Below are 26606 nucleotides of genomic sequence, written 5' to 3' on the forward strand. Positions count from 1 at the left end.
GAACCGCGGCGTCGCCGGCCGCCACAGAGGAGCACGCGAGATGACGGAAATCGGAGTGAAGACGGGGACTTCGCGGCGCAGCTTCCTGAAGATGTCGGGCTCGGCCGCGGCCGGCGCCGGGGTGCTGCCGTTCCTGCGGGTGCTGCCCGCCTCGGCCGCCGCCGGCGACACCCTGGTGGTGGTCACCGGCGACACCGTCAACAGCCTGGACCTGCACCGCACCGGCACCAACCGGGCGAGCTACCAGGTGGCGGTCAACTGCTACGACCGGCTGGTGTCGTTCGGCACCAAGACCATGCCGGACGGCAGCCTGTCCTACGACTACGCGATCATCGAGCCGGAGCTGGCGGAGAGCTGGGAGATCACCGACGCGGCGATCACCTTCAAGCTGAAGCCGAACGCCACCTTCTGGGACGGCAGCAAGGTGACCGCCGAGGGCGTCCGCTGGTCGTTCGCCCGCGCGGTCTCGGTCGGCGGCTTCCCGACGGTGCAGATGAAGGCCGGGCTGCTGCAGAAGCCGGAGCAGTTCGAGGCGGTCGACGAGGCCACCTTCCGGATCCACCTGCTGCGGCCGTCCAAGCTGACCCTGCCCGACCTGGCGGTGCCGGTGCCCTTCGTCATCAACTCCAAGGTCGCCAAGGCGAACGCCACGGAGAAGGATCCGTGGGCGATGGAGTACCTGCACAAGACCCCGGCCGGGTCCGGCGCCTTCAAGGTGGCGCGCTGGGATGCCGGGCAGCAGCTGGTCTACGAGCGCAACGACGCCTGGGTCGGCGGGCCGCTGCCGGGCGTCAGGCGGGTGATCGTGCGCGAGGTGCCGAACCCGTCGAACCGGCGCGCCCTGCTGGAGCGCGGCGACGTCCAGGTGTCGTTCGACATCCCGAACAAGGACGCCCAGGAGCTCGCCGGCAAGGACAGGGTCTCGGTCTACAGCACGCCGGTCGAGAACTGCATCCACGCGGTCGGGCTGAACCACGGCTTCGGGCCGTTCAAGGACGCCAACGTCCGCAAGGCGGTCGCCTGGTCGATCCCCTACGAGGACATATTCCAGACCGCCGCCTACGGCCGCGGCGCCAAGCTGTGGGGCGGCGGCGACGCCATCGACGGGATCGACTGGCCGCGCAGGTTCCCCTACGGCACCGACATCGACAAGGCCAAGGACTTCATGGCCCGCAGCGGCTTCGCCACCGGCTTCGAGGTGCCGCTGTCGATCAGCCTCGGCCTCGCCGACTGGATGGAGCCGACCGCCCTGCTGATCCAGGAGAACCTGGCCAAGATCGGTATCAAGGCGACCATCGAGAAGATCCCGGGCGCCAACTGGCGGACCGCCGCCCTGGTCGAGAAGCGGCTGCCCCTGCACCTCGAGAACTTCGGCGGCTGGCTGAACTACCCCTGCTACTACTTCTACTGGGCGTACAAGAAGGGCCACCTGTTCAACTCCTCGAACTACGACAACCCCGAGGTCGAGACCCTGGTCGACGAGACCCTGGACATGCAGGTCTCGGACCCGGAGTACGCGCCGAAGATCAAGCGGCTGTTCGAGATCGCCATCGAGGACCTGCCGCGCATCCCGCTCTGGCAGCCGGCGCTCAACGTCGCCACCAACGGCGCCTCGGGCTACGAGTACTGGTTCCACCGCCAGCTCGACGCCCGCAGCCTGAGCCGGACCTGATCCGATGGCCGGGCGCGCGCGGACCATTGCCTCCCGGATCGCCCAGGCCATCCCGGTGGTGGTCGGGGTGGTGATCGTCACCTTCGTCCTGACCCGCGCGCTGCCCGGCGACCCGGCGGTGTTCTTCGCCGGGGCCGCCGCCGACGAGCAGTCGATCGCCGAGATCCGTGCCGCCCTCGGCCTCGACAGGTCGCTGCCCGAGCAGTTCGGGATCTATGTCCGGCAGCTGCTGCAGGGCGATCTCGGCCAGTCGATCTCGACCGGACAGCCGGTGCTGGAGGAACTGGCGCGGCGCCTGCCGGCCTCGCTGGAACTGACGCTCACCGCCCTGCTGCTGTCGATCTCGGTGGCAGTGCCGCTCGGCATCCTGGCCGCCACCCGGCCGGGCTCCTGGGCCGACCACCTGTGCCGGGTGCTGGTGACCGCCGGGGTGTCGCTGCCGACCTTCTTCACCGGCCTCGCCCTGATCTACGTGTTCTACTACCTGCTCGGCCTGGCCCCGACGCCGATCGGCCGGCTCGACTTCGTCTACCTCGACCCGCCCCGGATCACCGGCTTCTTCCTGGTCGACGCGGCCCTGGACGGCGACTGGGAGACCTGGGGCGGGGCGGCCAGGCAGATCGTGCTGCCGGCCATCACCCTGGCGCTGTTCACGCTCGCCCCGATCTCGCGGATCACCCGGGCCTCGATGCTGCAGGCCTTGTCGTCGGACTTCATCCGGACCGCGCGGGCCGCCGGCCTGACCCGGGTGACGGTGGTGTACCGCTACGCCTTCCACAACGCGATGCTGCCGGTGCTCACCACCCTCGGCATGGTGTTCTCGTTCACCCTCGGCGCCAACGTGCTGGTCGAGAAGGTGTTCGCCTGGCCCGGCATCGGCTCCTACGCGGTCGACGCCCTGGTGGTGTCCGACTACGCCGCGGTCCAGGGCTTCGTGCTGGCGATGGCCATGCTGTTCGTCGCCCTCAACCTCGCGATCGACATCGCCTACACGCTGATCGATCCGCGTATCGGGTTCGAAAGCCGATGACCGACACCCCGATCCCCGCCCCGTCCGGGTCGACCCTCCGGCACGTCGCCTACGTGCTGCGCTCCAACCCGGTCACCGGGCTCGCCTTCGGCATGCTCGGGCTGCTGCTGTTCGCCGCCCTGCTCGGCCCTCTCGTCGCGCCCTACGATCCCTACGCCTCGAACGCCGCCCACGCCATGTCGCCGCCGTCCTGGGACCACTGGTTCGGCACCGACAACCTCGGCCGCGACGTGTTCAGCCGGGTGCTGGTGGCGACCCGCCTCGACCTGGCGATCTCGGTCTCGGCGGTCGCCCTGTCCTTCGCGGTCGGCTCGGTCCTGGGGGCAGCCGCCGGCTACTGGGGCGGCTGGACCGACCGGGTGCTGAGCCGGATGCTGGACACCGTCATGGCGTTCCCGCTGTTCGTGCTGGCCATGGGCATCGTCTCGGCGATGGGCAACACCATCGAGAACGTGGTCTACGCCACCGCCATCATCAACGTGCCGTTCTACGCCCGGCTGGTGCGGGCCGAGGTCAATATCCGGCGGGAGTCCGGCTTCGCGCTGGCCGCCAGGCTGTCCGGCAACCCCGACTGGCGGGTGCTGGCGCTGCACATCTTCCCGAACGCCCTGCCGCCGACGATGGTGCAGGTCTCGCTCAATCTCGGCTGGGCGATCCTGAACGCCGCCGGCCTGTCGTTCATCGGCCTGGGCGTGCGGCCGCCGACCGCGGAGTGGGGTATCATGGTCGCCGAGGGCGCCAACTTCATCGTGTCGGGCGAATGGTGGCTCGCGGTGTTCCCGGGCCTGGCCCTGATGCTGGCGGTCTTCACATTCAACCTGCTGGGCGACGGTCTGCGCGACATGGTCGATCCCCGCATGAGGACGTGACGCCATGGCAAGCAAGCGCCCGTCGCTGCGTGGGTACCGGCTCGGCCGCGCCGAGGGCGGCGCGTTCGTCCGGAATGACGGCCTTAAAGTATTCGTCATTCCGGACCGGGCCGCCGAAGGCGGAACGGAGCCGGAGCCCCGCCCGCCGCCCCGTCCCATCCGGCTCGGCCGCGCCGAGGGCGGCGCGTCCGTCCGGAATGACGGCCTTAAAATATTCGTCATTCCGGACCGGGTCGCCGAAGGCGGAACGGAGCCGGAACCCCGCCCGCCGCCCCGTCCCATCCGGCTCGGCCGCGCCGAGGGCGGCGCGTCCGTCCGGAATGACGGCCTTAAAGTATTCGTCATTCCGGACCGGGCCGCCGAAGGCGGAACGGAGCCGGAACCCACCCGCCGCTCCGTCCCGTCCGCGCAAGTGAGGTGACGCCATGGCCCTGCTCGACATCAAGGACCTCGCCGTCGCGTTCCGCACCCGCCGCGGCACCGTCGACGCGGTGCGCGGGGTCAGCTTCTCGGTGGCCCGTGGCGAGACCCTGGCGATCGTCGGCGAGTCCGGCTCTGGCAAGTCGGTGACCTCCTATGCGCTGATGCGGATCCTCGACGCCGGCGGCAGCATCAAGGCCGGCGACATGACCTATGGCGGCGTCGACCTGCGGAAGGCCTCGGAGCGCGATATGGCCGACCTGCGCGGCCGCGAGATCTCGATGATCTTCCAGAACCCGCGCGCCGCCCTCAACCCGATCCGCAAGGTCGGCCGGCAGATCGAGGACGTGCTGCTGCGGCACGGCCGGGCGACCCGGCAGAACGCGCGGGCCAGGGCGATCGCCGCGCTCGAGGCGGTGCGCATCCGCGACGCCGCCGAGCGCTACCACGCCTACCCCTTCGAGCTTTCCGGCGGCATGTGCCAGCGCATCGTGATCGCGCTCGCGCTGGCCTGCGACCCGAAGCTGCTGATCGCCGACGAGCCGACCACCGGCCTGGACGTCACCACCCAGAAGGCGGTGATGGACCTGGTGGCCGAGCTGATCAGGGAGCGCCAGCTGAGCGCCATCCTGATCACCCACGACCTCGGCCTGGCGGCGGCCTACTGCGACCGGGTGGCGGTCATGCGCAACGGCGAGTTGGTCGAGCAGGGCGACGCCCGGGCGATCTTCGCGGCCCCCCGGCACCCCTATACCCGCAAGCTGGTCGCGGCGACCCCGCGGCACGGCGTCGGGGTGCGCGAGCTGCTGCCGCCGGAGCTCCGGACCCCGGTCCCCGTCAACCGGACCGGCGACCGGGCACTGCTGTCGGTCCGCAACCTGACCAAGACCTTCGAGCGCGACGGCAAGACCGTGCACGCGGTCAGGGACGTTTCCTTCGACATCCTCGAGTCCGAGAGCGTCGGCCTGGTCGGCGAATCCGGCTGCGGCAAGTCGACGACCTCGGCGATGATCATGCGGCTGCTCGACCCGACCTCGGGCGAGATCCTGTTCGCCGGCGACGACCTGGCGCTGACCCCGTCGAAGAACTTCGCCCGCGACCCGCGGCGGGCCTCGCTGCAGCTGGTGTTCCAGGATGCCACCGACAGCCTGAACCCGCGCTTCACCGCCCGCGACTGCATCGCCGACCCGCTGGCCCGGCTCGGCGGCCTGGGCCGCGCCGCACGCCGCGACCGGATCGACGAGCTGGCCGACCTGGTCGGCCTGCCGCGCCCCCTGCTCGACCGGTTCCCGCACCAGCTCTCGGGCGGGCAGAAGGCACGGGTCGGGATCGCCCGGGCGATCGCGCTGGAGCCGAAGCTGCTGATCCTGGACGAGCCGACGGCGGCGCTGGACGTCTCGATCCAGGCGGTGGTGCTGAACCTGCTGGTCGACCTGAAGGAACGGCTGGGCATGAGCTACCTGTTCGTCAGCCACGACCTGCACGTGGTCCGGCTGCTGTGCGACCGGATCGTGGTCATGCGCGGCGGCGAGATCGTCGAGCAGGGCCCGAGCGAACGGGTCATGACCGCTCCCGCCTCCGACTACACGCGCAGCTTGCTGGCGGCGGTGCCGACACCGCCGCGATCCGATCCGCCGGCGGAGAGCGCGACGACCGCCGCCGCCGCATCCTGACCGCCCACAGTCCCGAGAGACCCACGATGCCGGACCTTCCGTTCGACCTCGCCTCCCTGCGAGCCGCCTATGCAACCGGTACCACGCCCGTCGACGTCGTCGAGGACGTGTACCGGCGGATCGCGGCGCATGCCGATCCCGGCGTGTTCATCCACCTGCTGCCGAAGGAGCAGGCGCTGGCCGCCGCCCGCGCGCTGCCGCCCTTCGCCGACGCGGCCGACATGCCGCTGTGGGGCATCCCGTTCGCCATCAAGGACAACATCGACCTCGCCGGCGTACCGACCACCGCCGGCTGCCCGGCCTACGCCTACACGCCGGAGGCGGACGCCCATTGCGTCGCCCGCCTGCGGCGCGCCGGCGCCATCGCCATCGGCAAGACCAACCTGGACCAGTTCGCGACCGGCCTGGTGGGCGTGCGCTCGCCCTACCCGATCCCGCGCAACGCGATCGATCCGGCGATCGTGCCCGGCGGCTCCAGCTCGGGGTCGGCGGTGGCGGTCGCCGCCGGCCTGGTCGGCTTCGCGCTCGGCACCGACACCGCCGGGTCCGGCCGGGTGCCGGCGGCGCTGAACAACATCGTCGGCCTGAAGCCGAGCCTGGGGATGCTGTCCTGCGGCGGCGTGGTGCCGGCATGCCGGAGCCTCGACACTATCTCGATCTTCGCGCTGACGGTCGCCGACGCCCATGCCGTGCTCGCCGTCGCCGCCGCCTTCGATCCGGCGGACGCCTATTCGCGGCCGCTGCCGGTCCGGCCGCTGTCGCCGCCGCCGCCGGCCCTCCGGATCGGCGTGCCGGATCCCGCCGGCCGGCGGTTCTTCGGCGACACGGTGCAGGCCGCGAGCTTCGCAGCATCCCTCACGCAGCTCGAGGCGATGGGCGCCGACATCGTCGAGCTCGACTTCGAGCCGCTCTATGCGGTCGCCGAACTGCTGTACGACGGCCCCTGGGTGGCCGAGCGCTACGCCGCGATCGAGGCGATGATGCGCGACCGTCCGGAGGCCGTGCACCCGGTGACCCGGCAGGTGATCGCCAAGGCCGAGAACTACACCGCCGTCGACGCGTTCCGGGGTGTCTACCGGCTGATGGAGCTGAAGCAGCGGGTCGCACCGGCGCTGGCCGCGGTTGACCTGCTGTGCGTCCCGTCGATCCCGACCTTCGTCACCCGGGCCGACCTGGAGGCCGACCCGCTGGGCCCGAACACCCGGCTCGGCACCTACACCAACTTCGTCAACCTGCTCGACCTGTGCGGCATCGCGGTCCCGGTGGCGCCGCGGTCCGACGGCCGGCCGGGCGGCGTCACGCTGCTGGCGGCCGCCGGGCGGGACCATGCGGTGGCCGGGCTGGCCGCGGCCCTGCACGCCACCGCCGGCGTCACCTGCGGTGCCACCGGGCATCCGGTACCGGCGGCGGCGCCGGCAATCGCCGGGGCGGGCCCCGACGAGATCGCCCTGGCGGTGGTCGGCGCCCATATGAGCGGACTGCCGCTGAACGGCGACCTGACACGGCTGGGCGGCCGCTTCCTGCGGCGTACCCGCACGGCCCCCTGCTATCGCCTGTATGCCCTGCCCGGCGGGCCGCCGCACAAGCCCGGCCTGGTCCGCCACGACGACGGCGCGGCCATCGAACTCGAAGTCTGGGCCCTGCCCGAGCGGGCGCTCGGGGCGTTCCTGCGGACCGTCCCGGCACCGCTCGGCATCGGCACCCTCACGCTCGAGGAGGGCTCGCCGGTGAAGGGCTTCCTGTGCGAGGCGATCGGCGTTCGCGAGGCCGCCGATATCACCGTGCACGGCGGTTGGCGGTCCTTCCTGGCGGCACGGTAGCGGGCCGGCACGCCACCGCCGCGACAATCCCGTTCCTCAGGCCCCGCGGGCCGGGTACACTCGGGTGGGGCGACAAGCGGCAAAGCAAGCCGCGGCCGGGTTCCCGAGGGGGAGGATGGGCGTGTCGGCACGGGTTCTGATCGCCGAGGATGAGCCGAATCTCGTGGAGTCGCTGAGTTTCATTCTCGGCCGGGAAGGCTGCGTGGTGTCGGCGGTGTTCGATGGCGAGTCGGTCATGGAGCGGCTGCGGACCGACCGGCCGGACGTGCTCGTGCTCGACGTCATGCTGCCGCGCCGCACCGGCTTCGAGGTGCTGAAGCTGATCAAGACCGATCCCGGCCTGAGCGGCATCCCGGTCATGGTGCTGACCGCCAAGGGCCAGGAGCGCGACCGCAAGACCGCCGAGGATCTCGGCGCCGACGCCTTCGTCACCAAGCCGTTCTCGAACCAGGACGTCGTCGATCGTATCAAGCGGTTGGCGGGCGGCTGACCGCGGAGACGGCGGCATGTCCTGGCAGAAGGCACGCGACGGCATCCTGGTGCTGACGCTGTTAGGGGCGCTCGGGTTCCTGCCGCCGATCCTGCCGTTCTTCGACCGGCCGATCAGCCTGTTCGGCGTGCCGCTGATCGTGGTCTACGTGTTCGGCGCCTGGCTGGCCCTGATCGGGCTGGCGCTCTGGCTGTCGTACCGGCTGCCGCGGCACATCGCCCGAACCGGCGTGACGAATCCCGACGACTTCCCCCCGACACCCGGCGAGGGACCGGGCTGATGCTCTCCGCCAATATCGTGCTGTTCACGGCGCTGGCCTACGTGGCGGTGCTGTTCCTGGTGGCGTTCGTCAGCGACATGAAGTCGCGCAAGGGCTGGCTCGGCCTGGTGCACTCGCCGATCGTCTACACCCTGTCGATCTCGGTCTACTGCACGTCCTGGACGTTCTACGGCGCGGTCGGGTCGGCAGCCCGCAACGGACTGGAGTTCGCGACCATCTATCTCGGGCCGACCCTGGTGTTCGTGGGCTGGTGGTTCCTGCTGCGCAAGCTGGTGCGGATCGGCCGGATCCACCGGACGTCCTCGATCGGCGACCTGATCTCGTCGCGCTACGGCAAGAGCACCTCGCTGGCGGTTCTGGTCACCCTGATCGCCGTCATCGGCACCACCCCCTACATCGCCCTGCAGCTGAAGGCCGTGACCGCCAGCTTCCAGGTGGTGGCCGAGGCCACCGACACCTCGCTGCTCGGCATACCGACCCGCGACATCGACATCCGCACCGGGTTCTGGGTGGCGGTCGGCATGGCTGCCTTCACGATCCTGTTCGGCACCCGCAACATCGACGCCAACGAGCATCACCACGGTGTTGTCGCGGCGATCGCGCTGGAGGCCCTGGTCAAGCTGCTGGCCCTGCTGGCGGTCGGGCTCTACGTGGTGTTCTGGGTCGCCGGCGGCGTGCCCGAGGTGTTCCGGATGCCGGCCGCGGCCACGGTGCTGCAAGGGCCGGAGACCTTCGGCACGCGCTGGGTGGCGCTGACCTTCCTGTCGGCGGCGGCGATCGTCTGCCTGCCGCGGCAGTTCCAGATCACCGTGGTCGAGAACGCCGACGAGAACCACCTGCGCACCGCCGGCTGGCTGTTCCCGCTGTACCTGTTCCTGATCAGCCTGTTCACCCTGCCGATCGCGATCGTCGGGCTGACCACCCTGCCGCCGGGATCGAACCCGGACATGTTCGTGCTGACGCTGCCGATGCTGCACGACCAAAGCGCCCTGGCGCTGCTGGTGTTCATCGGCGGGTTCTCGTCGGCGACGTCGATGGTGATCGTGGCCAGCATCGCGCTGTCGATCATGGTGTCGAACCACATCGTGATGCCGATCGCCCTGCGGCTGCCGTGGCGCCGGAGCGCCGGCGTCAGCGGCGACGTCAAGACGCTGCTGCTGGTCAGCCGGCGGATCAGCATCGCCATGATACTGCTGCTCGGCTTCGCCTATTTCGTCGCCAGCGCCCGCTCCGACGCGCTGGCGGCCATGGGCCTGATCGCATTCGCCGGCGTCGCCCAGTTTCTGCCCAGCCTGATCGGCGGGCTCTACTGGTACCAAGCGTCCAAGACCGGCGCCTTCGTCGGCCTGCTGGCCGGGGTGCTGGTCTGGGGCTACACCCTTCTGCTGCCCAGCTTCGAGGGCGGCGCCCTGCCGGCCAGCCTGTTCGACCACGGCCCCTGGGGCATCGCCGCGCTACGGCCGCAAGCGCTGTTCGGCGCGGTCGGCGTCGACCCGCTGGTGCACTCGCTGTTCTGGAGCCTCGGGATCAACGTCGCGCTGTTCGTGCTGGTGTCGCTGCTGCGCGACCAGAAGCCGCTGGAGCGGCTGCAGGCGACGCTGTTCATCGACGTGTTCCGCAACCCGGCGGACAACGAGGCGCGGTTCATCCGGCGCTCGGCGGCGATCGACGACCTCTACATCCTGGCCCAGCGCATCCTGGGCACCGAGCAGGCACACCGGCTGTTCCGCGACTTCGCACGCCAGCAGGGCAGCCGCGACGACCTGCCCCAGCCGGACACCGAGTTCATCGCCCATCTGGAGCGTCAGCTCGCCGGCGGCATCGGCGCCGCCTCGGCCCGGGTCATGGTCAGCCAGGTGATCACCGGCGAGACCATCAGCCTGGACGAGCTGATGCGGCTGGTCGACGAGACCCAGCAGGTCATCGAGTACAGCCAGCAGCTCGAGCACAAGTCGCAGCAGCTGCAGACCACCGCCCGGCAGCTGCGCGAGGCCAACGAGCGGCTGCGCGCCCTGGATGCCCAGAAGGACGACTTCCTCAGCCAGGTCAGCCACGAGGTCCGCACCCCGATGGCCTCGATCCGCTCGTTCTCCGAGATCCTGCTCTCCGGCGCCGACCTGACGTCGGAACAGTCGAAGCGGTTCCTCGAGATCATCCACAACGAGACCCTGCGGCTCACCCGGCTGCTCGACGAGATCCTGGATCTCAGCCACCTCGAGCGCGGAGAGTTGACCTGGACCCTGGAGCCGATCGACGGTTCGGCGGTGCTGGCCCGCGCGATCGAGACCTGTCAGGGCATGGCCACCGGTGTCGACGTCGAGGTCCACGACGGGGCGGGAGCGATCGAGGTTCTCGGCCATGGCGACCGGCTGGCCCAGGTGTTCATCAACCTGATCTCCAACGCCATCAAGCACAACACCGGGCCCGGCCCGCGGCTGAGCATCCGCAGCGCCGTGGTCGACGGCCGCTTCGTGGTCGACCTGCAGGACAACGGGCCCGGCATCGCCGCAGCCGAGCGCGAGCACATCTTCAGCAAATTCGCACGGGCCTGGACCAGCGACCGCTCGTCGACCGCCGGCGCCGGGCTCGGCCTGGCGATCAGCCGGGCGATCCTGCGGCGCATGAACGGGACCCTGGACCTGATGCCGGCCAGCGGTCGCGGCGCCTGCTTCCGGGTCACGCTGCCGCTGCACCGCAACGCCGGCCAGACGCCGCGTGCCGCCGCCGAGGGCTGAGCCGGCGAAGGCCGGGCGGGGCGCCCGCCGTGCCGTGGATCCCGGGTCGCGCTGCCGCATCCGGGACGAGTGCGACGACTTGCCCCCGCATCGTCGTCGTCACCGTCCTCGACGGAGCCTACCCCGGCGCGCGGACGAACCGGGACCCACGGCACGGCGGGCGCCGTTCAGATCGCCAGGTAGCGGTGCCTGAGGTCGGCGTCCTCGAGCACTTCCTTGGCGCTTCCGTTGAACACGATCTCACCCATGTCGAGGATCAGCGCGCGGTCGGCCAGCTGCAGGGCGGCAATCGCGTTCTGCTCGACGATGATCGTGGTGATGCCGAGGCCCTTGACCTCCAGCAGGATCTTCTCGATCTCGCGGACGATGGTCGGGGCCAGTCCCTCATAGGGCTCGTCCAGCAGCAGCAGCTTGATATCCCGGGCCAGCGCCCGGGCGACCGCCAGCATCTGCTGCTCGCCGCCGGACAGGGTCACGGCCTCCTGGGTGCGGCGCTCGGCGAGCCGCGGGAAATGCCCGTAGATCCGCTCCAGGGTCCAGCCGATCGGTTTGGCGACCTGCGAGAGGGTCAGGTTCTCCTCGACTGTCAGCCCGGCGATGATGCGGCGGTCCTCGGGCACCAGCTGGATGCCCTGGCGGGCCGCCTCGAACGACTTCATCGGGTGGATGGCGGTACCGTTCAGCCAGATCTCGCCCTGCATCAGCGCCGGCTGGTCGGTCCGCGCGATGGCCCGGAGCGTCGAGGTCTTGCCGGCACCGTTGCGCCCCAGCAGGGCGACGATCTCGTTCTCGGCGACGTCGAACGACACGCCCTGAACGATGTAGGATTCGCCGTAGTAGGCGTGCACGTCGCGGACGCTGAAATACGCATCCCCGGTGGCGCCGGTCGCGGCGGGTTCGGCGAGTGTCGCGTCGCTCATAGGTGGGCCCCTCCCAGATAGGCTTCCTGGACCTTCGGATTGCCCTTGATGGCCTCCGGTTCGCCCTCGGCGATCACCGTTCCCTGCGCCATCACCGAGATCGTATGGGCCAGGGTGAATACCACCGTCATGTCGTGCTCGATCACGATCTTGGTGATGCCGCGCTCGCCGATGCGCTGCAGCAGGTCGATGGTGGCGTTGGTATCGGCCCGCGACATGCCGGCGGTCGGCTCGTCGAGCAGCAGCAGCTTGGGATCCTGGACCAGGCACATCGCCAGCTCCAGGCGCCGCTTGTCGCCGCGCGACAGGGAGCCCGCATGCATGTGCCGCTTGTCGGCCAGCCCGACGTCCTCGAGCACCGCCTCGGCATGGTCGGTGACCCCGGCATGGGTGTCGACCCGCGACCACAGATCCAGCCGGAACCCGCCGTCGCGCTTGGCGAAGGCCGGGATCTTCACATTCTCGATCAGCGACAGGTCGGCGAAGATCTCCGGCGTCTGGAACACCCGGGCGACGCCGGCCTGGTTGATCTGGTGCGGCTGGATTCCCAGCAGCGACCGACCGTTGAAGGTCACGCTGCCGGTATCCGGCCGCAGGCGGCCGACGAAGCAGTTCAGCAGCGTCGACTTGCCGGCCCCGTTCGGGCCGATGATGGCGTGCACCGTGCCTTCCTGGACCTTCAGGTTGACCTGATTCAGCGCCCTGAGGCCGCCGAAGTCCTTGCACACGCCCTGAACGTCGAGAATTCCCATGACCGTCCCCTCAGCTCGACCGGTTGGCGCGTGAGCGGCCCAGGCGCGCGGTCACCCGCGACACCCCCTCCATGACCCCGCCCGGCAGGAAGATCACGATCAGCATGAACACCACGCCGAGGGTCAGGTGCCAGCCCTCGCCCACGAACGGATGCACCAGCGCGACCATCAGGTTCTGCAGGGTCTCGGGCAGGAAGTCGAAGATCCGCCCCAGCACCTGGTCGTTGAAGGCCGAGAAGATGTTCTCGAAGTACTTGATGATCCCGGCGCCCAGGACCGGCCCCAGCAGCGTCCCGCTGCCGCCGAGGATGGTCATCAGCACCACCTCGCCGGAGGCCGTCCACTGCATGCGCTCGGCGCCGGCCAGCGGGTCGACCACCGCCATCATCGAGCCGGCGAGCCCGGCATACATGCCAGAGATCACGAAAGCCGCCAGGGTGTAGGGCCGGGTGTTGAAGCCGGTGTAGTTCATGCGGTTCTGGTTCGACTTGATGGCCCGCAGGGTCATGCCGAACGGCGACCGGGTGATCCGCATCGCCACGTAGTAGGCGACGATCAGCATCAGCGCGCAGAGATAGAAGCCCGTGTAGCCGGTGGTCACCATTCCGAACAGGGTGGTGCTCGGCAGGCCCGCTTCGGCCGGTCCGTCGAGGATCCGCGGGTCGTTCAGCGCGAGTTGCAGGCCGGTCTCGCCGTTGGTGATCGGCGTGAGCACCGAGTAGGCGAGGTTGTAGGACATCTGCGCGAAGGCCAGCGTCAGGATCGAGAAGTAGATGCCGGTCCGGCGCAGGCTGACATAGCCGATCAGCAGCGCGAACACGCCGCTCGCGACGACCCCGAGGACCATCGCCGGGATCACGTTCATGGTCAGCAGCTTGAACGACCAGACCGCGGCGTAGGAGCCGACCCCGAGAAAGGCCGCATGGCCGAACGACAGGTAGCCGGTCAGCCCGAACAGGATGTTGAAGCCGATCGCGAAGATTCCGAAGATCGCGAACTTCTGCATCAGGTCCGGATAGGACGCGCCGATCGGCGCCAGCCAGATCGGCATGGTCAGCACGGCGGCCGCGAAGACCAGGAACTTGACGTGGTCGGTTCGGCTCGACACGGTCCCGCCGGTGGACAGCGCGGGGGTGCCGGTTCCGCGGCGCAGCGAGTCGACGGTGGCGGCGCTCATGTCTCAGCCCTCCATGACGCCGCGGCGGCCCAGCAGGCCACGCGGACGGACCTGCAGCACGACGACGGCCACCAGGTACACGATGATCTGGTCGATGCCCGGGATGATCGACTTCACCTCGTTCATCGACGCGAAGGACTGCAGGATTCCGAGCAGGAAGCCGGCCAGCACGGCGCCCTCGAGCGAGCCCATGCCGCCGACCACCACGACCACGAAGGACAGCACCAGGAAGTCCATGCCCATGTGGTAGTCGGGCGGCAGGATCGGCGTGTACATCATGCCGGCCAGCCCGGCGACCACGGCGGCGATCCCGAACACGATGGTGAACCGCCGCTGCACGTCGATGCCGAGCAGCCCGACGGTCTCGCGGTCCTGCATGCCGGCACGGACCACCATGCCGAAGGTGGTGAAGCGCAGGAACGCGAACACCCCGGCGATGATCGCCAGCGAGAAGCACAGGTAGAGCAGCCGCCAGTACGGATAGATCAGGCCGGACCCGAGGCCGAGCCAGGCACCGACGTCGGCGCTGCCGGAGACCACGTCCGGCGCCGGCGTCGGAATCGGATTGGCGCCGAACACCGAGCGGACGATCTCCTGGACCACGATCGCCAGCCCGAAGGTCACCAGGATCTGCTCGGCGTGGCTGCGCTTGTAGAAGAACTGGATCAGCCCGCGTTCCATGATCAGGCCGATCAGCAGCATGACCGGGACCGTCAGCAGGACCGCCAGCGGCACCGAATAGTCGATCAGCGCCCGGCCGGTGTCGCCGAACCAGATCTCCAGATACGGCACCTCCTTGAACGCCTTGAAGAAGGTGACGCTGGTGTCCTCGATCTGTTTCGACAGCGTCAGCAGCTTCTGCATGGTGACGGCGCAGAAGGCCCCGAGCATGAACAACGCGCCGTGCGCGAAGTTGACGACCCCGAGGGTGCCGAAGATGAGCGTCAGCCCGAGCGCGATCAGCGCATAGGCACCGCCCTTGTCGAGCCCGTTAAGGGCCTGAAGAACCAACGCATCCATGACGTCACAACCCCGCCTGCTGACCGTCCCATAGGCACCGGAGACACCGGAACGGGCCGCCCGTCGAATCTCGACGGGCGGCCCGGCCGGTATTCCGTCGGCTCAGGCTCAGACCTTGTACGGCCCGAGCTCGCCGCCGAAGATCTTCGGGTCGTAGGTCACCTGCTCACGCGGCACTTCCTTGACCACTTCGAGCAGGTCGAACTGGTTGGTCGGGTTCTGATTGCCGCGCACCACCAGAACCTTCTTGAAGCACTGGTGATCCTCGGCGCGGTACAGGGTCGGACCGTTGCCCATGCCGTCGAACTCGAAGCCCTCGAGGGTCTTGATGACCTCCGGCGGGTAGAAGGTGCCGGCCTGCTCGCAGGCGTTGGCGTACAGCAGGGCCTGGACATAGCAGGTGTGGGCGGCCTGGGACGGCGGGAAGCCGTATTCCTGGCCGAACGACTTCACGAACGCCTGGGAGCCCTCGTCCTTCAGCGACCAGTGCCAGTTGGTGGTGCCGAGGATGCCCTTCACGTTCTCGCCGGCGCCCTGCGCCATCAGGCGCGAGTACAGCGGCACGATGACCTCGAACTTCTTGCCGTTGACCATCTTGTCGCGGAGCCCGAACTGCACGGCCTGGGTCAGCGAGTTGACCATGTCCTTGCCGTAGTGGTTCAGGATCAGCACGTCGGCGCCGGAGTTCAGCACCGGCGTGATGTACTGCGAGAAGTCGCCGGCGCCGAGCGGGGTGCGAACCGCATTCACGGTCTGCCAGCCGAGAGCCTCGGTGGTGTTCTTGATCGACTCCTCATGGGTCCAGCCCGAGGTGTAGTCGGCGGTCAGGTGATAGGCCCGGCGGTCGGTGCCCATCTCCTCCTTCAGCACCGGACCGAGCGCCGCACCGGACATGTAGGCGTTGAAGAAGTGCCGGAAGCCATAGCGCTTCTTGTCCTTGCCGGTGGTGTCGTTGGAGTGCGTCAGGCCGGCCATGAAGACGACGCCCATCTCCTGGGCGAGCGACTGCACCGCGACCGCCACGCCGGACGACGAGCCGCCCGAGAACATGATGACGCCGTCCTTCTCGATCATGCGCTTGGCCGAGGCCCGCGCCGCGTCGGACTTGGTCTGGGTATCGCCGGTGACGTACTCGACCTTCTTGCCGAGCACACCGTTCCCCTTCAGGGACTTCGGATTCATGGTGTTCAGCATGCCGCCGTCACCCTCGCCGTTGAGGTGCTTGACGGCCAGCTTGTAGGCCCGCAACTCGTCCGCGCCCTCGTCGGCATAGGCGCCGGTCTGCGGCACGTTGAAGCCGAACTTCACGCTCTTGGCGCTGCCCGGGTTGTTGCGGAACTCCTCGGCCCAGGCGCCCTTGACGAAGAAATTCGGCGCCGCCAGCCCGGCAGTCACCGCGACGCCGCCCTGCAGCAGCCGACGGCGATTCACATTCCTGTCGAAAATATTCATGTCGTTCCTCCCTTGGATGTGCCGAACGCGGCGCCCTCGCGGCGGCGGGGCGTCTTGATCGCGCGCTACATCGACCGCACCGTACCGGAGGAGAAAATGCGGTCAATAACTACTTGATAAATATTGAGTATTGTGTAAATGTTTGTTCGTTAATAAGGCATGCTGTGTCAAGATGTGACAACCGGACACGCCGATCGGCCTGTGCGGGAGGGGTGTGGGGATGGCGCGTCAACTGACCGGATACCGGATCCGCGAGCGGCGGAGACAACTCGGCCTCACCCAGGCCGGGGTCGCCAAGCAGGTCGGGATCTCGCCGTCCTATCTGAACCTGATCGAGGCCAACAAGCGCGCCATCGCCGGGGCGACGCTGCGCCGCATCACCGAGATCCTGGACCTCGACCCGGACACCCTGACCGGGCGCACCGAGCAGCGCATGATCGACGACCTGGTCGAGCTGGCGGCCGAGCCGATGCTGCGCGACCTCGAGCTCGACGGTGCCTCGGTCGGCGACCTGATCGGCCGGCACCCGACCTGGGCGGCGGCGCTGCTGGCATGCTGGCGGGCCTACCGGGACCAGGCGCAGACCGCGGCCGCGCTCAGCGACCGCCTGAACCAGGACCCGGCGCTGGCCGACGCGGTGCACCAGCTGCTCACCCACGTCACCGCGGTGCGCTCGACCTCCGAGATCCTGGCGACCACCGACGACCTGCCGCCCGACATGCGCGACCGTTTCCACAGCATCCTGTCGAGCGAGAGCGCGCGCCTGTCCGAGGTGACCCAGGCGCTGGCCGCGTTCTTCGACAAGCCGCACTCGCGCACCCGCTCGATCACCGTCGCCGAGGAGGTCGACGACGTCATCATCGAGCGCGAGAACCATTTCCCGGCCCTGGAGCAGGCCGCCGACGAACTCGCCACCGGCGTACGCCGGCACGGCGACATCCTGTTGGGCGCGTTGCCCCGCTACCTCGCCGACTGCCACGGCGTGACGATCGAGAACCGACCACCGGCCGAGGCCGGCGCCGACCGCTACCGCAACTTGTGCGCCTACGACGCCGACTCCCGCACCCTGGTGTTCCTGGACCATGCCTCGATCGCCACCCGGCAGTTCCAGATGGCCCGGCTGGCGGCCGAGCTCGGCGCGAGCGACCCCATCGAGCGCGAGATCGACGATCCGCGGCTGACCTCGCCGGCATCGCGCGCCCAGGCGTTCCGGGCGCTCGCCTCCTATACCGCCAGCGCCATCGTGTTTCCCTACGACCGCTTCCATGCCGACGCGGTCGACGTGCGCTACGACATAGAGGTGCTGCGGCAGCGCTACCGCGCCAGCTTCGAGCAGGTCGCGCACAGGCTGGTGACCCTGCGTCGGCCCGGCAGCGAGGGAATCCCGTTCGGCTTCCTGCGCTCCAACCCCGCCGGCTTCACCACCAAGCGGTTTCCGCTGCCCGACCTGCCGCTGCCACGGCACGGCCACGGCTGCCCGCTGTGGGCGATCTACGGGGCCTTCCAGACCCCGGGCCGGGTGCAACGCCAGCTCGTGCGGTTCCCGGACAACGCCCGCTACCTGTTCGTCGCCGGGACCGTGACCAAGCAGCCGGCGAGCTTCCACGAACCGCCGGTCCCGCACGCGGTGATGCTGGCCTGCGACGTCATGCATGCCGACAAGACCGTGTATGCCGATGGCCTCGACCTCGGCAGCGCGGGCCGGACCGCGATCCCGGTCGGCCCGTCCTGCCGTCTCTGCCCGCGCCTCGACTGCCTGCACCGGGCCGAGGAGCCGATCGTCGGGCGCAGCGGAGCGTGAGCGCGCCGGCGTCCGCCTAGTGTCGGCGCGGCGCAGTCAGGACGGCGTCGATCCGGGTCTTCAGCGCCTTCAGGGTCGGCGGCTTGACGATGAACGCGTCGACCCCGGCGGCAACCGCCGCGCGCACCGTCTCGGACTCGTTGTGCGAGGTGAGGAACACGATCGGGATCGCCCGCACCGCGCCGGACCGGGTGCGGCGCAGCGCCCTGAGGAAATCCAGCCCGTCCATCGGCTCCATCTCGATGTCGCAGACGACGAGGTCGGGCAGCCGCGCCATGCACGCCTTCAGCCCGGCCTCGCCGTCGTCCGCCTCGCGCACCGAGCCGAGCCCGATCACCCGCAACGCCTGGACGATCAGGCTGCGCTGGAAGGCGTCGTCCTCGATCACAAGCGCATCCAGGCCCTCATAGGCGATGTCCGGTCCGGTCGTCACGGCGCGGCGTCCTCCCGATGCATCCGTTCCCGCAGCACCTCCCGCAGGCGCGCCACCTCGCGGGCGACCGCCGCCCGCTCCGCCGTGCCGTCGCCGGACGCCGCCTCGAGCCCCGCGCAGGCCGCAGCCAACGACCGCGCCCCGACCGCCGCGGCAGCCCCGCGCAGGGCGTGGGCCACCGCCCGGCGCCGCCGGGCGTCGCCGGTCGCCGCCAGCTCGTCGACGCCCTCGGCCAGGCGCGTCTGGAACCGCGCGAGCACGTCGGCCAGCATCGCCGCGTCGCCGCCGCACAGGGCCTCGAGCTCACCGGTATCGAGGATCGCACCGGCGTCGTCCGCCGGTTCCGGCGTGGCGGCCGGCCGATCGGCACCGGACAGCACCGTCGCCAGCCGGTCGAGCGCCACCGGCTTGACCAGCACGTGATCGGCCCCGGCGCGCAGCGCGCGCTCGATCTCTTCGGGCAGGCCCGACGCCGTCATCATCACCAGCATCGGTCGCCGCCGCGCGAAGGCCGGCTCCCCGTGCAGGGCCTCCAGCAGGCCGAGGCCGTCGAGCCCGGGCATGTGCCAGTCGGTCACCAGCACCTGCCAGCGGTCGGGCTCCGCGGCCCAGGCCCGCAGCGCCGCGGCGCCGTCCTCGACGACAACGGCCCGGCAGCCGAGCCGGTCGAGCTGGCGGCCGATCACCCAGCGGTTGGTCGGGTCGTCGTCGGCGACCAGCACGTCGAGGTCGAGTGCCGGCCGGCCGGCCGCCGGCACCGCCGGGCGCGCCGCGGCCACCGCGGCGGGCAACGGCACCACCAGCGTGAACTCGCTGCCGCGGCCGGGCGTGCTGGCCACGCCGAGGGTGCCGCCCATCAGCTCGGCGAGTTCCCGCGCGATCGTCAGCCCCAGCCCGGTCCCGCCGAACCGCCGGGTGGTGGAGGCGTCGGCCTGCTCGAACGGGCGGAACAGCCGCGCCATCGCCTCCTCGGCGATGCCGATGCCGGTGTCGGCGACCCGGATCGCGACCGTCTCCCGGCCTTCGCCGGACGGCTCCGCCGCCACCGTCACCGCGCCATGCGCGGTGAACTTCACGGCGTTTCCGAGCAGGTTCAGCAGCACCTGCCGCAGCCTGGCCTCGTCGCCGACCACCGTCTCCGGCAATGCCTCGGACACCGTCACCGACAGCGACAGGTCCTTGGACCGGGCGAGCGGCCCCACGCAGTCGGCCGCGGCCTGCAGCAGCTCCGAGAGCCCGAACGGCGCCGACACGAGCTCCAGCTTGCCGGCCTCGATCTTCGACTGGTCGAGGATCTGGTTCAGGAGCTCCAGCAGCGCGCCGCCGGACCGCCGGATGACCGACACCATGTCGCGCTGGTCGGCGACGAGCGGCGTCGCCTCCAGCAGCTCGGCGGTCGCCAGGACGCCGTTCATCGGCGTCCGGATCTCGTGGCTCACCGTCGCGAGGAACCGGGACTTCGCGGCACTTGACGCCTCGGCCGCCCGGCGGGCGGCAGCGAGCATGCGCTCGCGCTCCAGCCGGAAGCTCATGGTCCGACGCACGAACGCGACCGCGATCGCCCCGGCGACCGCGATCAGGAGCGCCCCGGCGACCGACGCGAACAGGCCGATGCGCCGATAGGAGCGGGCGCTGTCGGACACGTCCAGATAGGCCTCGAAGGCGCCGATCACGCGACCGCCGGCGGCGCCCCGGGCGTGCACCGGCACGTAGGTCTCGGCGACCACCCCGGCGTCCCCGCCGTCGGCCGGCGCCACCGCTTCGAGGGCGGCGTGCGGGCTGCCGCGCAGAACCTCGCTGGCCCAGTAGCCCGAGACGTTGACCCGGCCGATCTCGGACGGATCCGAAGCGGCGATCACCCGGCCGTCCCGGTCGAAGATCAGAAAGGCCTGCAGCCCGCCCAGCCGGGACGCGAGCTCGATGGTGCGCCGGTCGCGGGCCGACAGCTCGCCGCCCTGGAACACGGTGTCGACGGTCTCCAGCGACTCCAGGAGGCCGTTGGTCCAGCGCAGCCCCTCGGCGATCGCGTCGCGTTCCAGCATCGTCGTCTGGATGCGGTCGACCGCCAGCACCAGCAGCCCCGCCGCCAGCGACAGTACCCCGACGATCAGCAGGATCAGCGCCCGCGGACCGTGGTCGCCCCGAAGCATTCCGGCGGCTGCGCCGGCAGACGTCTCGGTGGCGGTGATCGACACGGGGCACTCCCGGATTTCCAGTCCCGCCGGACCCTGCCATCCGCCGCCACCGCAGCGAATGACATGGATCAAGCGGCCGGACTGACAGGCGGCCGAAATCCCACCTGGTTCGGGACCTCAGTGCGTGCCGGGCAGCGGCGGGTCGACGTCGTCCGGGATCGGGTTGACGAACGGCGTGCCGACCAGGCGCTCCCGGAAGTCGGCCTTGGCCTTCTCGACCAGCACGGGGTCGCGCAGCAGTTCCGCCGCCGTCGAGGCCATCGCCTTGGCGGCATGCTCCATGCCCTTGTGCGCCGCCGGCGCCTTGCCCTGGGCGACCAGCTGCCAGGAATGGCCCGGGGTGCCGATCGCCACCGTGGCACCGCGCATCTGGACCGTCGGGACCACCCAGCTGACCGTTCCGACGTCGGTCGACCCGACCGAGCTGCCGTCGCCGGCGCCGAGCGGGTAGATCGCGTCGACCAGCGCCAGACCCTTGCGCGGCTTCATGCCGAAGCGCTGGAACGACGCCGCGATATCCTCGTCGCTCAGGGTCGCCTGGAACTGCGCCGCGAACGTCCGGTCGGCGTCGTCGAAGGGCGGCGGGCCGAGGCGCTCCAGGTGGCTGTGCATCAGTTCCTCGAGCGGGGTGTTGCCGACCAGGTTGGCGTCGCCGCTGACGATCCGGCACTCGACCGCGGTCTCGGTCATCAGCGCGGCCCCCTCGGCGACCTTCTGCACCCGCCTAACCAGCGCCTGCAGCTGCGGCAGGTCGCGGGCCCGTACCAGGTAGCGCACGACGGCCCGGCCCTGGACCACGTTCGGTGCGGTCCCGCCGGCGTCGAGCAACGCGTAGTGGATGCGGGCCGAGCTCGGCATGTGCTCGCGCATGTAGTTGACGCCGACATTCATCAGCTCGACCGCGTCCAGCGCGCTGCGCCCGAGATGCGGCGAGGCGGCGGCGTGCGACGACCGGCCGGAGAAAAGGAAGTCCATCTCGTTGCAGGCCAGTGAGATCGGCGTGTTGACCCCGGCGAACGGACCGGGATGCCAGGAGATCGCCACGTCGACGTCGTCGAAGCAGCCGGCCCGCACCATGAAGCCCTTGGCCGAGCCGCCCTCCTCGGCCGGGCAGCCGTAGTAGCGCACCCGCCCGGGCAGGCCGTTGGCCGCCAGCCAGTCCTTCACGGCGGTCGCAGCCAGCAGCGCCCCCGAGCCGAGCAGGTTGTGGCCGCAGGCATGGCCGTTGCCGCCGGCCTCGACCTCGCGGCGCTCCGCCACCCCGGCCGCCTGGCTGAGCCCCGGCAGGGCGTCGAACTCGCCGAGGATGGCGATCACCGGCCCGCCTTCGCCGGCCTCGCCCATGACCGCGGTCGGCAGGCCGGCGAGGCCGCGCTCGATGCGGAACCCCTCGGCCTCCAGCATGGCCGCGTGCTCGGCCGAGGAGCGCTCCTCGGCGTAGTTGAGCTCCGGCATCCCCCAGACCCGGTCGCTCAGCTCGAAGAACCGCTCGCGCTTGGCCTCCACGAGGGACCAGACCTCGTCGGTGTTCCTGATCATGACATGGGTGTTCCGGGACAGCTTCGGACAAGGCTGCATGAGACGCCGCGTGGCGGCGCCGCGCAAGCCGCTGCGCGCCGGATCAGGCCTTGGCGGTCCCGCCGCCGGCCGGATCCAACGAGCCGTGCAGCAGGCGCCGGGCCTCGGCGTCGCTCGGCGCCTCGACCAGCGGCCTACGGACCTTGCGGGTGGCGAGGGTGTAGGTGGCCGGCACCACGAACAGCGACAGCAGGGTGCCGACGATCAGGCCGCCGATCAGCACCACGCCGATCTGCAGGCGGCCGTTCGAGCCCGAGCCGACGTTGTAGATCAGCGGCAGGGCGCCGACGATCATCGACACCGTGGTCATCAGGATCGGCCGCAGCCGGGTGACCGAGGCTTCCATCGCCGCCTCGCGGATGCTCCGGCCCTCGTCGCGCAGCTGATTGGCGAACTCGGTCACCAGGATGCCCTGCTTGGCGACCAGCCCGACCAGGGTGATCAGGCCGATGCCGCTGTAAAGGTTCAGGCTGCCGCCGGCCTCGACCAGGCCGAACAGGCTGCCGAGCACCGAGAACGGCACCACCAGCAGCACGATGAACGGGTCGCGGAAGCTCTCGAACTGGGCGGCCAGGAAGCCGTAGATGAACAGGAAGGACAGCAGGAACACCAGGCCGGCGGTGGCGTCGGCGTCCTTGAGCTGGCGCGACGGCCCGGTCCAGTCGATCGTGTAGCCGGCCGGCAGCACCTTGCGGACCGCCGGTTCCAGCTCGGCCAGCACGGTGCCGAGCGAGGCACCCGCCGTCACTGCCGCGGACAGCGTCGCCGAGCGCTGGCCGTCGAAATGCGCCAGCTGGTCGGCGCCGACGTCGTGCGACAGGGTCACCAGCCGGCGCAGCGGGATCAGCCCGCCCTTGTCGTCCGCCACCTCCACCAGGCCGATGCCTTCCTCCTGGCTGACCACCCGGTCGTCGAGCTCGACGATCACGTTGTAGTTCCGGGTACCATAGGTGAAGGTCGAGACCCGGTAGTCACCGAGCGCGGCCGCCACCGTGTTCGCCAGCGCGGTCACGTCGACCCCGAGGTCGCCGGCCAGGTCGCGGTCGATCTCGACCGACAGCCGCGGGGTGGTGAGCCGCAGGTTGCTGGTCGGGCCCGACACCCCGGTCACGCTCGCCGCCGCCGCCAGCACGTCGTCCATCACCGCCGCGAGCGCCGGGTAGTCGCCGGTCGACTTGATCACCATCTGCACCGGCAGCTGACCGCCGCCCGACAGCACGCCGGGATCGACGACGCTGATGTCGATGCCGGGCAGGACCCGCAGCGCCGGCTCGATGGCGGCCCCGATCTCGGCCGCCGACCGGCTGCGCTCGGCGAGCGGCTTCAGCAACAGGATCGCGTAGCCGGACCTGGAGTCGGGACTGCCGAGCAGGATCAGCGTGCCGGCCCGTTCCGGCACCGTGTCGTAGACCGCGGCGATCGCCTGGCCGTTCGCCTCCAGGGTCGAATAGGCCGACCCGGGCGCGCCCGAGAAGGTCGCCATCACGTAGCCCTGGTCCTCGGTCGGGGCCAGCTCCGACGGCAGGGTGCGGGCTGCCGCCACGGCGACTGCACCGACCGCCACGAACACCACATAGACCACCCAGCGCTGGGCCAGCGCCCCGTTCAGGATGCGCCGGTAGCCGTCCTCGAGCACCGTCATCGGGCGGCGACGCCGGCCGGCAGGCCGCGGCTTGTCCGGCATCAGGATGCGCGAGCACATCATCGGCGACAGGGTGCGCGAGATGAAGCCGGACAGCACCACGGCCGCCGCCAGCGTGAAGGCGAACTCCTGGAACAGGGCGCCCATCAGCCCCGGCAGGAAGCCGATCGGAAGGTAGACCGAGGCGAGGGTGAGCGTGGTCGCGACCACCGCGAAGCCGATCTCGCGGCTGCCGACGAAGGCGGCGGTGATCGGGTCGAGGCCGCGGCCGATGTGACGCTGGACATTCTCGACGTCGACAATCGCGTCGTCGACCACCAGCCCGACCGACAGCACGATCGCCAGCAGCGAGAAGATGTTCAGGCTGTAGCCCATCACCATCATGAAGGCGAGCGTGCCGATCAGGGACAGCGGGATGGTGACCACGGTGACCGCCGAGGCCCGCCACGAGCCCAGGAACAGCACCACCACCACGATCACCAGGCCGACCGCGTCGCGCAGGGTGGCGAACACCTCGTCGACCGACTGCCTGATCGACTCGGTGCTGTCGAAGAACGGCTCGATGGAGACGTCGCCCGGCAGCGACTGCCGGACCTCCGGCAATGCCTTCATGACGGCGTCCGAGACGGCCAGCGCGTTCGCGCCCGACTGCCGCAGCACGCCGACCGCCAGTCCCGGCTTGCCGTCGATCAGCACGCCGGTGCGGATGTCGTCGGCCTCCACCGTCACCGTGGCGATGTCCTCCACGCGCACCAGGTAGTGATCGGACGACCGCAGCACGATCCGGCGGAAGGCGTCGGCCGTGGCGAGCGCGGTGTCGGCGATCACGTCGATCCGCAGGCCGGCCTCCTCGACGCTGCCGGCCGGCACGACCGCGCTCTGCCGGATCACCGCCGAACGGACCGCCTCGGGCGTCAGCCCGTAGGCGTCCATCCGGATCGGGTCGAGCTTGATGTGCATGGCGTATTTGCGCTCGCCGAGCAGCATCACCGATGCCACCCCGGGCAGGGTCGACAGCGGTGTGCGGATCACCGAGTCCATCACCTCGGTCAGTTCCATGGCCGAGCGGCCGGTGCCGGTGAGCGACAGGTAGAGGATCGGCGCGGCATCGACGCTGAGCTGCGTGACCACCGGCGACAGGGCTTCGGTCGGCAGTTGGTCGGCGATCGCCGCCACCTGGGCGCGCACCTCGGCGACCGCGGCCGACGCCTGCACGTCGCCCTTGAAGGTCACCGTGACGGTGCTGAGCCCGGACGCGCTGACCGAACTGAAGTAGTCGACCGCGTCGATCGAGGACACGGCATCCTCGATCCGGGTGGTGATCTCGACCTCCACTTCCTCGGAGGCGGCACCCGGATAGGAGGTCGTGACCGTGGCCAGCGGCACCTCGAACTGCGGCAGTTCGCGGACCGACAGCTGGGTGAGCGCATACAACCCGAGCACGGCCAGCAGGGCGTTCAGGATGATCGCGAATACCGGGCGGCGGATGAAGAAGTCGGAGAGCTGCATCAGCTCTTACCCGGCGTGCCGCCCTCGACCACCCGGACGGCCGAGCCGCTGCGGATGTTGAACCGCCCGCGGGTCACAACCGCGTCGCCGGCGGCCAGGCCGGCGCGGATCTCGATCATGTCGCCGTTCTCGGTGCCGAGTTCGACCGCCACCCGCTCGGCCTTGCCGTCCTTGATCCGGTAGACGTAGTTCCCGGTCAGTTCGTAGACCAGCGCCTCCTTCGGCACCAGCAGGGCGCCCGGCCGCTCTGCCAGGGTCAGGGTGAGGCGCGCGAACATGCCCGGGCGCAGCACGTCGCCGGCGTTCGGGATCTCGCCGCGCAGCTCCATGCTGCGGGACGCCTCGTCGAGTTCCGGGTCGATGAACGACACCACGCCCTCGGCCGGTTCGGCCACGCCGTCGATCTTGGCCGTGAACACGGAACCAGTCCGGACCTGTTCGACGACACTGCCGGGAAGATGGAAGTCCACGTACAGGACCTCGGTCGACAGCAGCGTCATCACCACGTCGCCCGGCTGCACATAGGAGCCGACATCGTAGCCGGTGCGCCCGACCCGGCCGCCGAACGGCGCCGTGAAGGTCCGGTGCTCGACCTCCACCTCGCTGCGGGCGACCGTCGAGCGAGCGGCGGCGACCCCGGCCCTGGCCTCGTCCAACTGCGACTGGGCCACGATGCCGCGTCCCGACAGGGCCTTGGCGCGATTGAACTTCTCGGTCTCGAACTGGAGCTGGGCCCTGGCGTCCTCCAGGGCGGCCTTCTCGATGGTCGAGTCCAGGACCAGCAGGACGTCACCCTCCGCGACCCTGCCGCCCTCCTGCGCCGGCAGGGCCACGATGTGACCGGTCTCCGGCGGCGTCACGTCGACCTTGTACTGCGCATACAGGGTGCCGACGGCTATCAGCCGGTCGACCGCCGTCCCGATGGCGACCGGTGCCGTCGCCACGGCGATCGCGACCGATGCCGTGTCGGTGGTGGCCGACTGCCTGCGGCCGACCGTCTCGTACCAGAACACGCCGGCTCCAGCAGCCGCCACGGCCGCCAGCGAAACCACGATCCCGATCAGCCTGCTTCGCATGTTCTCCGTGCCGGCAAGCATTTGCCGCAGGATCGTCGCACGGCGTCCCCTGGATCGCGAAC

Annotated in this window: 20 protein-coding genes; 10 read left to right on the plus strand and 10 right to left on the minus strand. The window is 70.2% G+C overall.

Annotated elements, in window-relative coordinates:
• The first annotated feature begins 40 nt into the window (after window positions 1-40).
• The 9 genes from RIC31_RS15335 to RIC31_RS15375 all read left to right on the plus strand — a co-directional run bounded on the left by RIC31_RS15335 (window position 41) and on the right by RIC31_RS15375 (window position 10989).
• Entirely contained in the window at window positions 41-1672 is a 1632-nt protein-coding gene (locus tag RIC31_RS15335) for an ABC transporter substrate-binding protein (RefSeq protein ID WP_350109303.1), read from the plus strand.
• Window positions 1673-1676: 4 nt separating this feature from the next.
• The gene (locus RIC31_RS15340) at window positions 1677-2702 is read left to right on the plus strand and encodes an ABC transporter permease (RefSeq protein ID WP_350109306.1); all 1026 of its coding nucleotides are present in this window, start codon (window positions 1677-1679) and stop codon (window positions 2700-2702) included.
• On the plus strand, window positions 2699-3571 hold the full coding sequence (locus tag RIC31_RS15345) for an ABC transporter permease (protein ID WP_350109309.1): 873 nt from the start codon (window positions 2699-2701) through the stop codon (window positions 3569-3571). The genes RIC31_RS15340 and RIC31_RS15345 overlap by 4 nt, the downstream gene beginning before the upstream one ends.
• Before the next feature lie 4 nt (window positions 3572-3575).
• Window positions 3576-3992: a hypothetical protein gene (locus tag RIC31_RS15350; RefSeq protein WP_350109312.1), complete on the plus strand. Its 417-nt coding sequence runs from the start codon at window positions 3576-3578 to the stop codon at window positions 3990-3992.
• 4 nt (window positions 3993-3996) lie between these two features.
• Entirely contained in the window at window positions 3997-5664 is a 1668-nt protein-coding gene (locus RIC31_RS15355) for a dipeptide ABC transporter ATP-binding protein (protein WP_350109315.1), read from the plus strand.
• A gap of 26 nt (window positions 5665-5690) precedes the next feature.
• Window positions 5691-7484, plus strand: coding sequence for an allophanate hydrolase (gene atzF, locus RIC31_RS15360; RefSeq protein WP_350109318.1), 1794 nt, complete (start codon window positions 5691-5693; stop codon window positions 7482-7484).
• A gap of 121 nt (window positions 7485-7605) precedes the next feature.
• On the plus strand, window positions 7606-7974 hold the full coding sequence (locus tag RIC31_RS15365) for a response regulator transcription factor (protein ID WP_502990128.1): 369 nt from the start codon (window positions 7606-7608) through the stop codon (window positions 7972-7974).
• Window positions 7975-7990: 16 nt separating this feature from the next.
• On the plus strand, window positions 7991-8254 hold the full coding sequence (locus RIC31_RS15370; protein WP_350109324.1) for a hypothetical protein: 264 nt from the start codon (window positions 7991-7993) through the stop codon (window positions 8252-8254).
• Entirely contained in the window at window positions 8254-10989 is a 2736-nt protein-coding gene (locus tag RIC31_RS15375; RefSeq protein ID WP_350109326.1) for an ATP-binding protein, read from the plus strand. Before RIC31_RS15370 ends, RIC31_RS15375 begins: the two co-directional genes overlap by 1 nt.
• A 167-nt stretch (window positions 10990-11156) precedes the next feature.
• Here the strand turns inward: RIC31_RS15375 and RIC31_RS15380 are convergent, their stop codons facing one another.
• From RIC31_RS15380 to RIC31_RS15400, 5 genes are all read right to left on the minus strand, one after another.
• Window positions 11157-11909 (minus strand): ABC transporter ATP-binding protein, encoded by a 753-nt coding sequence (locus tag RIC31_RS15380; protein WP_350109328.1) that lies wholly within the window; start codon window positions 11907-11909, stop codon window positions 11157-11159.
• Window positions 11906-12661 carry an ABC transporter ATP-binding protein gene (locus tag RIC31_RS15385; protein WP_350109330.1) on the minus strand — a complete coding sequence of 252 codons (756 nt, stop codon included), beginning with the start codon at window positions 12659-12661 and terminating at the stop codon, window positions 11906-11908. The genes RIC31_RS15380 and RIC31_RS15385 overlap by 4 nt, the downstream gene beginning before the upstream one ends.
• A 10-nt stretch (window positions 12662-12671) precedes the next feature.
• Complete coding sequence (locus RIC31_RS15390; protein ID WP_350109332.1) at window positions 12672-13838, minus strand: branched-chain amino acid ABC transporter permease; 1167 nt, start codon at window positions 13836-13838, stop codon at window positions 12672-12674.
• Window positions 13839-13841: 3 nt separating this feature from the next.
• The gene (locus RIC31_RS15395) at window positions 13842-14858 is read right to left on the minus strand and encodes a branched-chain amino acid ABC transporter permease (RefSeq protein WP_350109335.1); all 1017 of its coding nucleotides are present in this window, start codon (window positions 14856-14858) and stop codon (window positions 13842-13844) included.
• Window positions 14859-14966: 108 nt separating this feature from the next.
• Window positions 14967-16310: a substrate-binding protein gene (locus RIC31_RS15400; protein WP_350109338.1), complete on the minus strand. Its 1344-nt coding sequence runs from the start codon at window positions 16308-16310 to the stop codon at window positions 14967-14969.
• Window positions 16311-16530: 220 nt separating this feature from the next.
• Here RIC31_RS15400 and RIC31_RS15405 point away from each other — a divergent pair, with 220 nt between their 5' ends.
• Entirely contained in the window at window positions 16531-18111 is a 1581-nt protein-coding gene (locus RIC31_RS15405) for a helix-turn-helix domain-containing protein (protein ID WP_350109341.1), read from the plus strand.
• A gap of 16 nt (window positions 18112-18127) precedes the next feature.
• Here RIC31_RS15405 and RIC31_RS15410 read toward each other — a convergent pair whose 3' ends face one another.
• The 5 genes from RIC31_RS15410 to RIC31_RS15430 form a co-directional block, all read right to left on the minus strand.
• Entirely contained in the window at window positions 18128-18544 is a 417-nt protein-coding gene (locus tag RIC31_RS15410) for a response regulator (RefSeq protein WP_350109344.1), read from the minus strand.
• Window positions 18541-20739, minus strand: a complete 2199-nt coding sequence (locus tag RIC31_RS15415) for a hybrid sensor histidine kinase/response regulator (RefSeq protein WP_350109348.1) — start codon at window positions 20737-20739, stop codon at window positions 18541-18543. Before RIC31_RS15415 ends, RIC31_RS15410 begins: the two co-directional genes overlap by 4 nt.
• A 117-nt stretch (window positions 20740-20856) precedes the next feature.
• On the minus strand, window positions 20857-22278 hold the full coding sequence (locus RIC31_RS15420; RefSeq protein WP_502990129.1) for a M20 family metallopeptidase: 1422 nt from the start codon (window positions 22276-22278) through the stop codon (window positions 20857-20859).
• Window positions 22279-22360: 82 nt separating this feature from the next.
• Window positions 22361-25468: an efflux RND transporter permease subunit gene (locus RIC31_RS15425; RefSeq protein WP_350109351.1), complete on the minus strand. Its 3108-nt coding sequence runs from the start codon at window positions 25466-25468 to the stop codon at window positions 22361-22363.
• Window positions 25468-26544 carry an efflux RND transporter periplasmic adaptor subunit gene (locus RIC31_RS15430; RefSeq protein WP_350109354.1) on the minus strand — a complete coding sequence of 359 codons (1077 nt, stop codon included), beginning with the start codon at window positions 26542-26544 and terminating at the stop codon, window positions 25468-25470. The genes RIC31_RS15425 and RIC31_RS15430 overlap by 1 nt, the downstream gene beginning before the upstream one ends.
• Between the last annotated feature and the right edge of the window lie 62 nt (window positions 26545-26606).

It is taken from the genome of Thalassobaculum sp. (assembly GCF_040219615.1).
GTDB lineage: Bacteria > Pseudomonadota > Alphaproteobacteria > Thalassobaculales > Thalassobaculaceae > Thalassobaculum_A.